This window comes from Nostoc sp. FACHB-152, from assembly GCF_014697475.1.
In the GTDB taxonomy this organism is placed as follows: domain Bacteria; phylum Cyanobacteriota; class Cyanobacteriia; order Cyanobacteriales; family Nostocaceae; genus Nostoc_B.
Window position 1 is genome coordinate 1 of sequence record NZ_JACJRV010000070.1, and the last position, 15,042, is coordinate 15,042.

The 15,042-nt window shown below is 42.3% G+C and carries 13 protein-coding genes; 10 read left to right on the plus strand and 3 right to left on the minus strand.

Going from position 1 to position 15,042, the window contains the following annotated elements; translation table 11 throughout:
- Window positions 1-235: 235 nt before the first annotated feature.
- Together H6G76_RS28615 and H6G76_RS28620 are read right to left on the minus strand one after the other, a co-directional pair.
- A complete protein-coding gene (locus tag H6G76_RS28615; RefSeq protein WP_190708668.1) occupies window positions 236-2,665 on the minus strand; it encodes a lantibiotic dehydratase in 2,430 nt (809 codons plus the stop codon).
- Entirely contained in the window at window positions 2,583-4,334 is a 1,752-nt protein-coding gene (locus tag H6G76_RS28620; protein ID WP_190708670.1) for an MBL fold metallo-hydrolase, read from the minus strand. Before H6G76_RS28620 ends, H6G76_RS28615 begins: the two co-directional genes overlap by 83 nt.
- 177 nt (window positions 4,335-4,511) lie before the next feature.
- Here H6G76_RS28620 and H6G76_RS37350 point away from each other — a divergent pair, with 177 nt between their 5' ends.
- The 7 genes from H6G76_RS37350 to H6G76_RS28650 all read left to right on the plus strand — a co-directional run bounded on the left by H6G76_RS37350 (window position 4,512) and on the right by H6G76_RS28650 (window position 9,903).
- Window positions 4,512-4,667, plus strand: a complete 156-nt coding sequence (locus H6G76_RS37350) for a hypothetical protein (RefSeq protein WP_242056552.1) — start codon at window positions 4,512-4,514, stop codon at window positions 4,665-4,667.
- A gap of 11 nt (window positions 4,668-4,678) precedes the next feature.
- The gene (locus tag H6G76_RS37355) at window positions 4,679-5,071 is read left to right on the plus strand and encodes an aldo/keto reductase (RefSeq protein WP_313934849.1); all 393 of its coding nucleotides are present in this window, start codon (window positions 4,679-4,681) and stop codon (window positions 5,069-5,071) included.
- 583 nt (window positions 5,072-5,654) lie between these two features.
- Entirely contained in the window at window positions 5,655-6,245 is a 591-nt protein-coding gene (locus H6G76_RS28630; protein WP_190708671.1) for a TetR/AcrR family transcriptional regulator, read from the plus strand.
- 33 nt (window positions 6,246-6,278) lie between these two features.
- Window positions 6,279-7,565, plus strand: coding sequence for an ABC exporter membrane fusion protein (locus H6G76_RS28635; protein ID WP_190708673.1), 1,287 nt, complete (start codon window positions 6,279-6,281; stop codon window positions 7,563-7,565).
- A 49-nt stretch (window positions 7,566-7,614) separates the two neighbouring features.
- On the plus strand, window positions 7,615-7,950 hold the full coding sequence (locus H6G76_RS28640) for a DUF2834 domain-containing protein (protein WP_190708675.1): 336 nt from the start codon (window positions 7,615-7,617) through the stop codon (window positions 7,948-7,950).
- Window positions 7,951-7,969: 19 nt separating this feature from the next.
- Window positions 7,970-9,136, plus strand: coding sequence for an ABC transporter permease DevC (gene devC / locus H6G76_RS28645; protein WP_190708677.1), 1,167 nt, complete (start codon window positions 7,970-7,972; stop codon window positions 9,134-9,136).
- A gap of 14 nt (window positions 9,137-9,150) precedes the next feature.
- Window positions 9,151-9,903 (plus strand): DevA family ABC transporter ATP-binding protein, encoded by a 753-nt coding sequence (locus tag H6G76_RS28650; RefSeq protein WP_190708679.1) that lies wholly within the window; start codon window positions 9,151-9,153, stop codon window positions 9,901-9,903.
- On the opposite strand, the gene H6G76_RS28655 is transcribed toward H6G76_RS28650, so the two are convergent.
- Window positions 9,887-10,102, minus strand: coding sequence for a molybdopterin-dependent oxidoreductase (locus H6G76_RS28655; protein WP_190708681.1), 216 nt, complete (start codon window positions 10,100-10,102; stop codon window positions 9,887-9,889). The two genes, H6G76_RS28650 and H6G76_RS28655, sit on opposite strands and share 17 nt — an antisense overlap.
- Before the next feature lie 137 nt (window positions 10,103-10,239).
- On the opposite strand from H6G76_RS28655, the gene H6G76_RS28660 reads away from it, so the two are divergent.
- From H6G76_RS28660 to H6G76_RS28670, 3 genes are all read left to right on the plus strand, one after another.
- Window positions 10,240-10,446 carry a glycogen debranching protein gene (locus H6G76_RS28660; RefSeq protein WP_190708683.1) on the plus strand — a complete coding sequence of 69 codons (207 nt, stop codon included), beginning with the start codon at window positions 10,240-10,242 and terminating at the stop codon, window positions 10,444-10,446.
- A gap of 1,110 nt (window positions 10,447-11,556) precedes the next feature.
- Window positions 11,557-14,067, plus strand: a complete 2,511-nt coding sequence (locus H6G76_RS28665) for an AMP-binding protein (protein WP_190708686.1) — start codon at window positions 11,557-11,559, stop codon at window positions 14,065-14,067.
- A gap of 16 nt (window positions 14,068-14,083) precedes the next feature.
- On the plus strand, window positions 14,084-14,929 hold the full coding sequence (locus tag H6G76_RS28670; protein WP_190708688.1) for an oxaloacetate decarboxylase: 846 nt from the start codon (window positions 14,084-14,086) through the stop codon (window positions 14,927-14,929).
- Window positions 14,930-15,042: the final 113 nt, after the last annotated feature.

Below are 15,042 nucleotides of genomic sequence, written 5' to 3' on the forward strand. Positions count from 1 at the left end.
GGCATGGGCGACTAGTGGTTTTTGAGTTGTCGTTGTGAGAGACAACAACTCTACTACGAAACGCCCTACCTCTTCATGCTCTTATTTTGGCAACGGTATTGGAGTTAAAACAAAAATCTAGCTCCGAAAAACCGTTTGCAGGTATCTTGGCGACCACCCTTGTCTGCTTCTATAACCGCTCAACAGAGGTACTAACCGTTACCCCTTTGACACAAAGAGGACTAGCATCAATGATTTAAAATCCAAAATTGTTTGACCAACCATGTTCAGTCCGGGCAAAAGGTAAGGCTAGTTCTGCCATATAATGCTGCCCTTGGGAATCAACTAGCCAGGGTTGATTAACTAACTCTTCGACAATTAGCCACGGGGTTTGTGCTTGCAAGTTTTTTTTGAAAAAGGACTCCAATGCTAAAGGGCTATCCCGATTTACTAAAAGTGAATATTGACCTGCGATTTGCAAATTCAGTAGCATCGGCCAGTTATATTCAGCCGCTAATTGCTGCCACTTAGCAAAACGCTCCATAGCAGGTATTTGGGCAAGTTCTGCTAAGATTTCTCCACTTAAAACAGTCCGACGCGGACGTAAAATCGCGTCTTGAGGTAGCCGCACACGCGGGGTAAATCGGGGTGTAGTGAGTTCAATCTGCATCGGCTGTGTCGCAGCGCGAAAAACCGCCATCGGGTTATCTTGAAAGGTAGTCCAAAGTAACTGCTCACAGATAGGGTCAAAAGTTGCGATCGCAGCTAAGGAAAACCAAAATACTGCTACTGGATTGGCACAGGAAGATAATTTTAAAAAAGGTAGCTGTGTTTTACCATCAAGAAAGATTTTGGCATCAGCTAGGGATGGAGTATCTGCACTTGCGCCCCACAACTCAATCGGCAGAAGCCCGAAATTAGGACGAGCCAGTACATTCGGGTTACGCTCAAAGGGAGTTTGTAGTTCTGCTAGCTGGATTTGATGTTGCGTTGCTAAATCCTCCAGCCTTTCTTGAAACCAAGAATGCAGTATATTCTCACACTTGAGTAATTGGCTAAATCGGGCAAAGATTCGCACCGGCTCATCACCAATGCCATGAACTACCTGTTGAAAGAAGGGTGTAGGGGTGTGTGGGGGTGTAAGAAAAAACTCATCTTGCCTCCTGCCTTCTGCCCTCTGCCCTCTGCCTCCTGCAAATAATCCTACAAACAAGCAACCAAAAGGGGCGGTTAACAAAGAAGTGTTTAGCGTATTGCTAATATCTAGAACAACTTCCTCTGTGTTATGAGATAAGCAGTGTTGCCACTCTGCTATGCGGGTGGTTACGACGGAACAGCTAACTGCCTTCCTCATCTCGACAGTTAGGTTAGGCTTGAGATCACTCAGAGCAACACCCAGCGCAAATTCCTGTTGCAGTCGTTCACGAAACGCCATCCGCAATGCTGAGGCTGGGCTAACCCCTCCAATCCAACATTCTTCATAGTCTAGGAGTGTTTGCCGTAAACTATCTTGCTGCACCTCATCAAGAGTAATCCGCAATGGTAGCCCTAAATCACAGTGCAGCACTAAATCAGGTAGCTGAAGTTCAACGCCAAGACCTTGGGCGAGTTCTTGAATATATGCCTTTGCTTGTTGTAGATACTCTGCTACTGCATCCAGAGATATCACCTCAAGCTGCGTTGCTAGAGTATCGCTAAGATAGTGTAATTGCTGAATAGCTGTGTTCCAAAAATGACGGTCTGGCTCAATCAGCTTATCGGCTACTACTTCTAAGGCTTGCCAGGGGTTTTCAAATCGAGAGGGTAGGTCGAGTCCGCCTAAAAGCACACCCCCATCGATAAACATCTCCAGAATATCCCGTATTTTGACGGCATAATTCCAGCGCGGTGAGGCTGCTAGGGTTCTGCACAGTTGGTCTAGTGTTCCAAGTTCTAGTTTGGTTAGTTTCTCTAAGAGAACGTCTACGATTTCTTGAGAATCAATCTCTCGTTGCTCAACTAATCCATTGGGTGTCCTTCCCCAAAAACGCCAAGAGCCATCTGCTTGTCGCTTCAATGTGGGATTTAATCGCCAAGTTGCAGCTTGACGATATTTTGGACGCTGGGCGAGCGATCGCAATATTGTTTGCCAAGGTCGCAGATCAGGTGTAAAAGAATACTGTGCTTTTGCCGATGCTTGCTGTGCTGTCTTGCCCAACTGAACTAAACTCACACCAGCCCATAAACCGTAGGGTGTGGTACGTCCTGCCGCCCTTGCTAGATAACGATACAAGGCTGTTTCGAGCTTGCGAATTTTTTTTGTCCGTTTTTCTTGTCTGAGTGGTAGCCCACGCTGCACCTCTGTCACAAGTGACGGATTAGACAACAGCAGTGCTTTCATAAACCAAGAATCGCCTGCGGTAAGGAGCCACAGTCTTTCCCGTTCTTGTTCGTGTACCTGCTGATAGGCGGTTGTGTATTCTGTCCAGGTGTGAGCGTCTTGACTGCGGATAGCTGCGAGTGCCAAGTTGGCAAGTTCTGGATTGCCGAAACCTTGAATTGCCTCGATAGGCCAAGCCGCAGCCCGTAAAATACCAGCAGGAGCAAACTCAAATCTTTGCCGATTATTCATTGTTAACTGAGTCTCGACGCGATCGCGCATAACGAGCTGTAGCCACGCGGCGATGATTGGCCAGCCACGGCTCAATTACGCTAGTGTAATGTTGCTCTAACTTCAGGACGGCAGTAAAATCTCGCATCACGGCTGAGTATGCTTCTAAACTCAATCCGGCTTCTTTTAACCATTGCTCTGTAGCTTGGCTATCTTGCAAATCACACTGTTCGCGGAAAGAGTCAGACATGGCTTGAATTTCGGCATCGGAAATATTTAGCCCTAGACGTTCTGCTTCTTTCACTGCCAAATAAGCCAATAAAACTTTTTTGCTGATTACTCCGTCGTTTTCACCTAGACGAGTCAAAATCTGAATATCATCAGGATTTTCTGAAGAATTAAGTGTTTCTAACTCCTCAAGCGGAATTGTTTCAGCCCCAAAATGACGCAGATAGAAAGTCAGTGGATCAGAAGGAAAATCTTCGGGTATATTTGGCCATTGCGGAGCCTCAAAATGACCGTTGCGGATACAAATTACCTTTTCATAACTACGCACTTCCCCAGCCAGCCAAAAAATTAGCCCTGGTTTTTTGCCAGTCATCACTTCTGCAAGGGCTTGTCCGGCAATGTGGGTAAAAAAGTTGGCTTCTGGATGTTCACCTGACACCACACAAAAATCCGGTGCGCGAAAATCAATGGCATAGTTTAACCGTTGTTCTTCTCCGGTATGCACTACCAATTGCCAAACAACCTGCTCAGAAGGAAACTTAGCCCAAACTGTATCAGTTCGCGTGACGATCTGTTTCAGCCACGGAATTAGTTTCTGTGTCAGTAATACTTCCAGTTGTTGTTGCAGGGTACGGCGTGCTTCAACTGTAGATAATCCTGTGAGGGTGCTGATATCAACAGGTTCCCACCGCAACTTCGGCGATCGCTTGGCTTTGACGAAATCTGCTGCTTGTTCGTGTCGTTGTGGGTGCTGCCCAGCTTGAAGCTCAATCACATCTCCAGGACGCACTGTTGTCGCCCGTTCTGGAGAACCAAGCCGATGTTGCAATAAGCGCACGGTTTCCTCTGCACTTAGGGGAAAGGCATAACGATTAAACCAGGCATGACGACCACTAAAGCACAGCCCGGAAGCGTAAGGGAAGATTAAAGCAGGGTTACAGGCACAAGCTGCTTCTAGCCAACTAACTACCCCTTCCCTGTCAAAGGTTGCCCCCATACCATGCTGATAGCCCATACTAGCCCGGACTACTGGCTGATACTTAGTTGAAATCAAATCGATACCGCCGTAGGCTTGGGTGAGGCGATCGCCAATTTCTACTGTTACTTCTGCGTCTGCCATGTGCCAAAATGTACCTGTGGCATCTCGCACCACTAACCCAAACTCTGGTTCTTCGTGGTCGGAAGGCGTGGGAAGTAAGTGAGTTTGGCCAAGTGCGATCGCTTGCCAAGGTTGACAGACTATCACATGATAAAATCCCATTTGCTGTAACTGTGCCAACAGTTCCGGCTCATCCGCAGTAATTACTGGTAGTTCACGGGGCAGTTTTTCGAGTGTTTCCCGATGAAAGTGATCGAAGTGTCCGTGAGTCACCACTATAGCCGTCAAGTTGGGCAGTTTATCTAAGTCAAATACCCGACCAGGATGATAGGTGAGTGTTCCACCAACAAGCTCATCAGAGAAGCATGGATCAAGCAAAATGCGTTGATCAATAGTTTCGATATGTAAAGCAGCATGGCCACAGATAGTGACACGCATTATAGTTATTTCCGTCTCTAAATACTGCCAGCAAATCCTAGCCTATTTGCCCCATAGTAGGTAAAAATTTTTAACTAACTTAAGATGCCAGAGCTAAGTATTTCTAGAGATAGACGACTTAAAGCCAAAAATACTGCTAAATAGCGGTGTTTTGTGCAGTTACTTCAAAATTGTCCTATGAAAACTAGAAAACTTGGTAAGCAGGGATTGGAAGTTTCGCAATTAGGTCTTGGCTGCATGGGGATGTCTGAGTTCTATAGTGGTCGTGATGAGCAAGAAGCAATAGCCACTATCCACCGGGCTTTAGAACTGGGGCTAAATTTCCTCGATTAAGAGAACTAGGAATTGGATTTGTCGCCTACAGTCCCCTAGGGCGAGGCTTTTTATCAGGTGCGATCGCTAGTCCTGATGATCTGGCTGCTGATGACTATCGCAGACATTCTCCCCGCTTTCAAGGTGAAAATTTTCACCGAAATTTGCAATTAGTCGAGCAAGTAAAAGCGATCGCTACCAAAAAAGGTGTGACACCTAGCCAGCTTGCTCTAGCATGGCTGTTAGCCCAAGGAGAGGATATTGTTCCCATTCCAGGAACAAAACGCCGTGTTTATTTAGAAGAAAATATTGCCGCCACCCAAATCACTCTCACTTCAGAAGATTTAAATCAAATTGAAGCCGTTGCACCCAAAGGTATTACAGCCGGGGAACGCTATCCCGATATGAGTACTGTCAACCGCTAATTTAATCAGTAAACAGTGAACATTTATCAAGGTGTATTGTGTCGTGTTGCAGCATACTATACGCCTACCCATTGGTGGATAACTCTGACTTAGTACTCTGGCAAGTCAACTTTGCTAGGTGAGGGCTGGGAAAAGGGGAAAGGTTAAAGGAGTAAACATCTTTTCCCTTTCCCCCTTGCCCTTTACCCCGCCTAGGAAACTTGGCGAACTATTAGTTTACTACGCAACCTTTACACAAAGAGACTTTCAAGCTGGATTACTGTTTACTGCTTGACAGGGCTAACAGTAAAGTTTAAATTAAGAACTGTATACAAATTTAAACTTTACAACAAATAAAATTCTCACAACTAAAAAACCGTTGAGGTCAACAACAGATATATAGCTCACAAATCTGCAAAAGCTAGAAATTTTCTGGTTTTGTTGGTGCTTATATGTATAGCTGTAGTCAAATAGCTTAGGACATATTAAAAGCGTGAATGCTAGGAATAGTAACACTCTTACCTCCTGCTATATGTCTTGCCAAATTGGTTTATTTTTTATAGATTTATAAATAACGAGCGTTCGATATAAATAAAATTGACTCATGCCGAAGATAGTTGACCATGACCAATATCGCAAAGAATTACTCAGCAAGTGTTTTGATTTATTTGCTCAAAAAGGCTATGGCTCTATAACCATGCGTCAAATTGCCCAAGGTATGGGGGTTTCAACAGGGTCTTTATATCACTACTTTCCGAGTAAAGAAGCCTTGTTTGAGCAATTAGTAGAAGAGATTTCACAGCAAGATGTGATTGCAGCCTTGGCAGAGTTAGAAGGAACAGAAACACTTCAAGAATCGATGTTAGCCCTTGGGAGGTATTTAGTAAAAAATGAGGATTACTTTATTAAATGGACATTTGTTTGGGTGAATTTTTGCCAACATCAAGACTCAAAGACAATGCTAAATCAAAGCAATGTTTTCAAACGTGCTAACAAGCGTTATCAGCAAGCGGCTTGTAAGTTTTTAGGAATTCAAAATGAAGTTCTAGCTTCTTTTGTATTGAGCTTTATTAATGGATTAGTCTTGGAAAAATTATGTGGAAATGAATCAATTGATTTTGTAGAGCAATGTGCCTTACTGGCTAATATGTTGACAGCTTATCTACAAAATAACATGGCTGATTCCATTAATTAACGATTTCATGACTAATATTTTGCAGAGGGAAATATGGGACAAAAGATATTAGAAAAACCTGCTAATAAAAGATTATTAGGGTTAGTAATTGCAGCTACAGCAATTACAGGTGGAATTGTTATTTACGGCATTTCTCAGTTTGGACAAATTGGGCGAACTGCTTCACCTGAAACAGTTGTAGCTCAATCCACACCTAAAGTAACAGCCTTAGGCAGGTTAGAACCAGAAGCGGAAGTAATTAGTTTATCTGCGCCGTTAGTTTTAGATGGCGATCGCGTCATGGAACTGCGCGTCAAAGAAGGTAATATCGTCAAAGCCGGACAGATAGTAGCAATTTTAGATGCGCGCGATCGCTTACAAACTGCCGTACTTCAAGCCCAAAAACAAGTGCGAGTCGCCCAAGCCAAACTTGAGCAAGTAAAAGCTGGCGCGAAGGCTGGCGAGATTCAAGCACAACAAGCCAGCATTGAACGCCTACAAGCCCAATCTCAAGGAAGTACCACTGAGCAACGAGAAGCGATCGCTCGTATAGAAGCCCAGTGGCAAGGTGATAGAATTGCCCAAGAAGCCACAATTAAAAGACTAGAAGCAGAATTAAACAACGCCCAAGCCGAATATGAACGTTATCAAAAACTGTATTCAGAAGGCGCAATTTCTAATTCTTTGTTTGATAGCAAAGGCTTAAGTGTAGATACAGCAAAACAACAACTAGACGAAGCTAAAGCAGTTTTGGCGCGGATTAACTCTACAGCCAGCAGACAACTAGCCGAAGCGAAATTTTCCCTAGCTCGAATTAATACTACAGGTACAAAGCAAGTCAGCGAAGCCAAAGCCACACTCACAAGTATTGCCGAAGTCAGACCAGTGGATGTGCAAGCCGCCAAAATGGAAGTTGAAAATGCGATCGCCGCCCTCAAACGCGCCCAGACTGACCTACAAGCAGCTTATATAAAGGCTCCCATCACTGGACAAATACTCAAAATTCATACCAGAGTTGGCGAAAAAATTAGTGACAACGGCATTGCAGACATGGCGCAAACCCAACAGATGATTGCCGTGGCAGAAGTTTATCAAACTGACATCGGCAAAGTCAAACTAGGGCAATCAGCAGTAGTTACTAGTCAAGCCTTTAATGGAGAACTACGCGGAGAAGTTTTCTACATTGGTTTACAAGTAAATCGCCAAAACGTATTCAGTAACCAACCAGGAGAAAACTTAGATAGCCGAGTCGTGGAAGTAAAAATTCGCCTTAATCCTAAAGACAGTAAAAAAGTTGCTTCTTTTACTAACTTGCAAGTGCAAACAGCAATTGAAATTTAAATTTGCTTATTTTTCAAGAGGAATTCTTTTTGTCTGGGTAAATTGAATTATGGTTAAAGCTGCTTACATTGTGCTTTGTATTCTAGGAACCGTTTTACCTTACTCACAGTTTTTACCATTCTTGTTAGAAAATGGTCTTGACATCAAGTTGTTTTTTGAACAACTTTTTGCAAATAGAATTTCTAGCTTTTTCGGTATGGATGTTTTTGTTTCATCCTTAGTATTGTGGTTATTCGTATATCAGGAAGGAACAAGGCTAAAAATGTCAAATCTCTGGATTTACATTGCCTCTAATCTTTTAGTTGGTGTTTCGTTAGGTCTGCCATTATTTCTCTTAATGCGCCAGCACCAGCTTGAACAACAGATTGATATGGTTGGTTATTAAAAAGTGCATCTGTTTGTATATGTTATCTAAGCTATTTCTCAAAACACCGCTAGCATGGCGACAGTTATTAAAAGAAAGAACTCGTCTATTAGTAGCAGTCGCAGGTATCACTTTTGCCGATATGCTGATATTTATTCAGATGGGATTTGAAAGCGCATTATTTGATGCTGCTGTTAAACCCCATCGCAGTTTACAGGCAGATTTGGTATTAATTAATCCGCAATTCCAAACCCTGTTTTCTGTCAAAAACTTTTCTAGAGAGCGACTTTATCAAGCTTTGGGTTACGACGGTGTACAGTCCATAAATTCCGTTTATATTGGCACTGGACAATGGCGTAATCCCGAAACCCGTTTAGAACGCGCCATCTTAGTTTGGGGTATTGACCCTGCAAAATCTGCATTTACAATTCCCGAAATTCAACAAAATCTAGACCCAATCAAACAGTTAAATCAAGTTTTATTTGACCAGGCGGGTCGTCCAGAATATGGAGCAGTGGGAGATATTTTTCAGAAAACAGGTAAATTTGACACGGAACTAAATAATAAAAATGTCAGAGTGAAGGGTATTTTTAGTAGTGGGGCTTCGTTTGCTGCTGATGGTAACGTCGTCACCAGTGATTCTACCTTTTTACAAATTTTTCCAGAACGCCAACCAGACCGCATCGAAGTAGGATTAATTACTCTTAAACCAGAGGCTAATCCAGAGATAGTGCGATCGCAACTTGCAGCTGGCTTACCTAACGATGTTAACGTTTTAACTCCAGAACAATTTGCTCAAATTGAAAAAGACTATTGGGCTAATGGTACAGGTATTGGCTTTATTTTCGGTTTAGGCGTGGGAGTTGGTTTTATTGTCGGTATCGTGATTGTCTATCAGATTTTGTACTCTGATGTTTCCGAACATTTGCCAGAATACGCCACCCTCAAAGCAATGGGTTACAGCGATCGCTATTTGTTGGGAGTCTTACTCCAAGAAGCATTACTCCTAGCTATTTTGGGTTTTATTCCGGCCTTTGTTCTTTCATTCGGCTTGTATCAACTTACATACACCGCAACTATGCTCCCCATCTTCATGAAGGTGGATCGGGCGATTAATGTATTTATTTTGACCGTAATCATGTGTAGTGTATCGGGTGCGATCGCCATGCGTAAGCTACGCGCTGCTGACCCTGCGGATATTTTTTAGGTGATAAAACTTTTATGTTGCAAGAATCTCTGCCAATAAAATCCTACGAGCCAGTAAATAATTTAGAGCCTGTGATTGCTGTGAATAACCTGAATCACTACTTCGGTGAAGCGTTGCTCCGTAAACAAGTTTTATTTGATATTAATTTAGAAATTAAGGCTGGTGAAATTGTGATTATGACCGGGCCATCTGGTTCTGGGAAAACCACTTTGTTGACGCTACTAGGTGGATTACGCTCTGCCCAAGAAGGTAGTTTAAAAATTTTAGGGCAAGAAATTTGTGGAGCCAGTAAAAGAAAATTGACAGTGTTGCGTCGTCAAATTGGCTATATTTTTCAGGCACATAACTTAATGACATTTTTGACAGCCAAAGAAAATGTCCGAATGTCATTAGAATTACATGATGAACATCTGAATCAAGATATTGATGCCAAAGCGATCGCCATGTTAGAAACAGTTGGCTTGGCCGAGCGTGTAAATTATTACCCAGAGAAACTTTCTGGCGGACAAAAACAACGAGTAGCGATCGCCCGCGCCTTAGTCAGTCACCCCAAAATTGTCTTAGCCGATGAACCCACAGCCGCACTCGATAAAAAATCTGGGCGCGATGTTGTGGAATTAATGCAGAGACTCGCCAAAGAACAAGGCTGTACAATTTTGCTCGTTACCCATGACAACCGGATTTTAGATATAGCCGATCGCATCATTTATATGGAAGATGGGCTGTTGAAAAGCGATGGTGTAGATGTAGCTACAACCATGCACTGAGTAAGGACGCGGACAAGTTTCTGCCATTACCTGCACACTCAATGGCTCGAATAACAGAAACTGAAGGCATCGACAGAATTTCATTGTAAGTAAAAGAGCGGGGACGCTCAACCCCAGAACCTTCAATTTTTAACTGCCAAGTAGCTAAATCGATTTGAGGTGTCGGGTTATTATTGCGGACAAAGGCTAATCTACTCAACTCTTAATCTTATTGCACAGTTTCGTGATTTCAGCGTGAGATTCTTACTTCCTACTTCTAGCCCAAATTACTATCTTTAAGAGCAACTCAGTATAAAATAACGGCTAGCTAATGTCTAACTTTCGAGAGGATAATCCATGACTATTTGGGTAAATGAGCAAATTGATCCATCTGGCATGATTTATGCTTGCATTGCCTGTTGTAACGAGTCTCAAGCCAACGATTGTCATGAGTCTTTTGATAAAAATCTCACTGAAAAGCAAAAATCAGACGGTTGGACAGCAATATTGCGGACTGTTGATTCTTGGGATGAAGTCCCGGTAAATGCATTAAAACTTGATTGAAGTACAGCGTTTTTCGGTTGAGTGCAGTACAGGTAGATAGGAGCGAGAGGCTAGAGATTAGAGGAATGTACCTCATTGGGTTGAAAACTACTGTAACTTGATAAAGCCCCTTCTCCTGCGGAGACTAAGGCGAACGTGGGCGAAAAAATCCTTGTATCCCAAGGTAAGTTAAAACCCCAACGCCAGTTCTCTCAAGTCGAGCCACTACGCCCTTGGTGGTTCCCCCCGTTGAAGCCAGTGGCGGTGGGGAACCCGCCCACGAGACTGGCTCCCCCTTGTTGGTGGCTTGCTTCCCCTACACCCTTTTATGACTTAGTTATTCTAAATTGTTCTTTGCTGTAGTGTTAACCAACTAAGAGAATTAACAGCATATTAGATATACATCACTGGGTTAAGGCAGTTGATTTTTGTATGCTTTTTGGAGTTTTCTTAAGCTGAAAGACACATATATTGCACATCACTTCATGTAGTCGTTAACAGTCAACTGTCAACATCATTTAATATGCAAATTAACTCTGCATATGCTTAGTTAAAATAACCCGAAATTATCTATATATGGTAATTGCTGTGTTCGGCATTATTACTACAAGAAATTACGTAGCTATCCGGTAAATTTACAATTTTATTATGTAAAGTTTATATATAAATTATAAATACCTATTTAAGTAGACCTACTATTCGGAATATATTTAATGACAAGTTATCAGGTTATGCAATTGTTCACTAACTATCACAATTCATATCCTTTTGTGTTTTTTGAATTTCAAGCCTGAAAAGTGAAGGAGATAGATAGTGATAGTCCAAATCGAGAATAAACAGCATCAGCACAAACTATTTGGGATGTGGTTTTTTGAAACTAAAAAAACAGCAACTAAGTGGGTGGTAAAAAGTTGGTTAAAATTTTGTTAAATCATCGTTTTATTCTGCAATGAACTTTTGATAATGCTTTTGGAATAAATCTGACAAACGCATTAACAAAAGTACTGCAAATAAAAGCTGCAATAACAGATTGTAGATTTGATCTGACTTAATTAGGTATACAGGGAAAAGTATGTTTCCCGACGACTAAACTGAATCCCTGAACGCTAATAAAAATTTCCCTACTTTACTATGCTAAATAGCCCAGAAGGGTTGGTGATTCAGCGATTAATCATCAACAGTATCGAGAAGTATGCTGATGAGATTGCGCTATTGAGTCCCAATCGATTACCGCTTACCTATCTTCGCTTATATTCCCACATCCAGGATTGCATTAGCATATTGAATTCAATGGGCTTAGGGCAAGGCGATCGCATTGCTATTGTTTTACCCAATGGCCCAGAAATGGCAGTTACTTTTCTCGCAGTTGCTACTTGTGCCACCAGTGCGCCTTTGAATCCGGCTTATAATCAAGCGGACTTCGACTTCTACCTAAGTGACTTAAATGCAAAAGCGTTAATTATCCATCATGCAGACATAGACTCACCTGCTAGGGCTGTGGCATCTGCACGTAATATCCCGATTATTGAACTGATTCCCCAACTAGAAGCAGAAGCAGGCCTGTTTGTGCTGGTAGGAGATACTCAATTACCTAAGATTGATCATGTAGAAACCAACAGTGAAGACATAGCCCTGGTATTACACACATCAGGAACAACCTCTCGTCCTAAGATTGTGCCTTTAACACAAGCTAACTTGTGTACTTCAGCACAAAATATCAGCCGATCCTTGCAATTAACACATAGCGATCGCTGCTTGAACGTCATGCCACTGTTTCATATTCATGGTTTGATTGCCTCTGTTCTTTCATCGCTGGCATCTGGAGGAAGTGTAGTTTGCGCTCCATCCTTTAATCCCAATCTATTTTTTAATTGGATTAAAGAATTTCAGCCCACTTGGTACACGGCTGTTCCAACCATACATCAGTCGGTTCTGGCACAATTTGAAACCCATTGCTCTATTGCTGAACAGCATTCGCTACGGTTTATCCGTTCTTGTTCCGCATCATTGCCGCCGCAACTCATGGAGGCATTAGAGCAAACATTTCACGTGCCAGTGATTGAAGCGTATGGCATGACAGAAGCATCTCATCAAATAGCTTCTAACCCATTACCACCGAGCGATCGCAAAGCTCGTTCAGTGGGTATTGCCGCCGGCCCAGATGTTGCCATTATGGATGAAGTTGGAAATGTGCTGGCACCTGATGAACTCGGAGAGATTGTGATTAAAGGAGCAAATGTCACGCAAGGATATGAAAATAATCCACAAGCCAACGCTAATGCCTTTACAAATGGCTGGTTTAGAACAGGTGATCAGGGGTATTTAGATCATGCTGGCTACTTGTACATTACTGGCAGGTTAAAAGAACAAATCAATCGCGGAGGCGAAAAAATTTCTCCGCGTGAAATTGATGAAGTTCTTCTAGATCACCCAGCGATCGCGCAAGCCGTTACTTTTGCAGTTCCTCATCCAACCTTGGGCGAACATATTGCAGCAGCAGTTGTGCTGAATCAAAATGCAATAGTTAATGAACAGGAGATTCGTACATTTGCAGCCGCCCGATTAATAGACTTTAAAGTTCCTAGTCAGATAATTTTTGTTAAAGAAATCCCAAAAGGCCCAACTGGAAAACTGCAACGCATTGGTCTAGCAGAAAAGTTAGCCAGCCATTTGAAAACGACTTTTGTGGCTCCTAAAACTGATATAGAAGTCAAACTGGCATCTATTTGGAGTGAAGTGCTTGGTCTGGATACTGTGGGTATCCATGACAACTTTTTTGCTTTAGGAGGAGACTCGTTAAAAGCGGTGCAAGTGCTTGCAAAGCTGCATACTACTTTTGGGACAGACTTGCCTCTATCGGCTCTTTTTCAGACTTCAACAATTCATCAACTAGCGGAAATTTTAAAAGATCCACACCAATGGTCTTATCCCTGGTATTCCCTGATTCCGATTCAACCTGCTGGCACTCGCCCTCCTCTATTTGGAATCCATCACAATTCCTACAAAGATTTGCCAAACTACTTAGGGCCAGATCAACCTATCTACGTTTTGCGTTATGGGTTGGCAGCAATGAAGACAAGCAGCACATTTACCCTTCCCAAGCGGGTTGAAGATTTAGCTGCTCACTACATTCAAGAAATACAAGCTTTTCAACCTGAAGGCCCTTATTTCCTGATGGGTACTTCATTTGGAGGTAATATTGCTTTAGAAATGGCGCAACAGCTGCTTGCACAAGGGCAGCAGGTGCCTCTTTTGATATTGTTTGATAGCCGTTTCAAAGTTGGAATTGTTGACGCGAGCAAAAGATTACAAGTCAAGATACAGGCATTATTGGGCCATAAAGAGGATCAATATACACCTGCTTTCTATCGTGCTATTGGAGAGTCTGGTTTCTTTGAACCCTATCATCCAAAACCTTACCCTGGTAAAGTACTTTTTTTGAAGGCAACGGATGAAGATGAAATTGTTGAACGTCATAGAGTACTTATCTATCGCTATGAAACCCTCGATACAAGATGGAGAAAGATATGCCCAGAATTGGACTATATCAAAGTTCCAGGAGGCCATAACAGTCTTTTAGCAGAGCCTCACGTTTCTATATTGGCTAAAAAGTTAAAAGCTGCGCTCAATGAATTGTATTAAATACTCTGAAAATCATATGACAATCAATTCCGGACAATACTTAAGGCACGCTATTTCTGAGCGTTCAATCATTCCTTTTATTGGTGTATATGATGTGTTTTCTGCATCAATTGCCAGCCAATATTTTGACGGCATTTTTATCAGTGGGTTTGGGTTTGCTGCTAGCTACTACGGGTTGCCAGACATTGGATTTATTGCCTGGTCAGATATTGTTAATTTCGTCCAACGGGTGAGAACGATTTTACCTCACCATCACATCGTTGTTGATATTGATGATGGCTATACAGATACTGAAGTTGCTTGTCATGTAGTTAATCTATTAGAATCAGTCGGTGCTTCAGCTGTAGTCTTAGAAGACCAGATGCGTCCTCGACGGTGTGGACACTTTGATGGTAAGCAGTTAATGGAGTTAGAGCCTTTTCTAGAGAAGTTAAAGAAGGTGCTAGCCAGCCGTAAAGATTTGTTTGTTATCGCTCGTACTGATGCTAGCGATTTGGATGAAATTATCAAACGAGCAAAAGCGTTTGCAGAAGTTGGAGCGGATGCAATACTCGCAGATGGTTTGCGAGATCTCAATACTTTAAAAATCTTGAAAGCCGAACAGCCAAAACCAATTATGTTTAACCAAATAGCTGGCGGTAAGTCTCCTCAATGCAGTTTGCCAGAGTTGGAACAGTTTGGAGTTTCATTAGTTAACTACAGTACTCCATGCTTATTTGCAGCTCAATCTGCTATTCATGAGATGATGCAAACGTTGAAAGTAAAAGATGGCTTACTACTCAAAGATAAAGTGGGAGTCAAAGAATGTACTGAGTTATTGAATCAAAACTTAATCAAACGAAGTATGAGAAACGCATATTGAGCGAGTTCTCATCTTCTGAGAGTTCTTTGAGAAAGCTACGTTAAACTCTTGCAAAAATAGTTTTGCACTCTTGTGGGAAAGGGAAAAGACCCTATCTTTACCTTCTTTCCCTT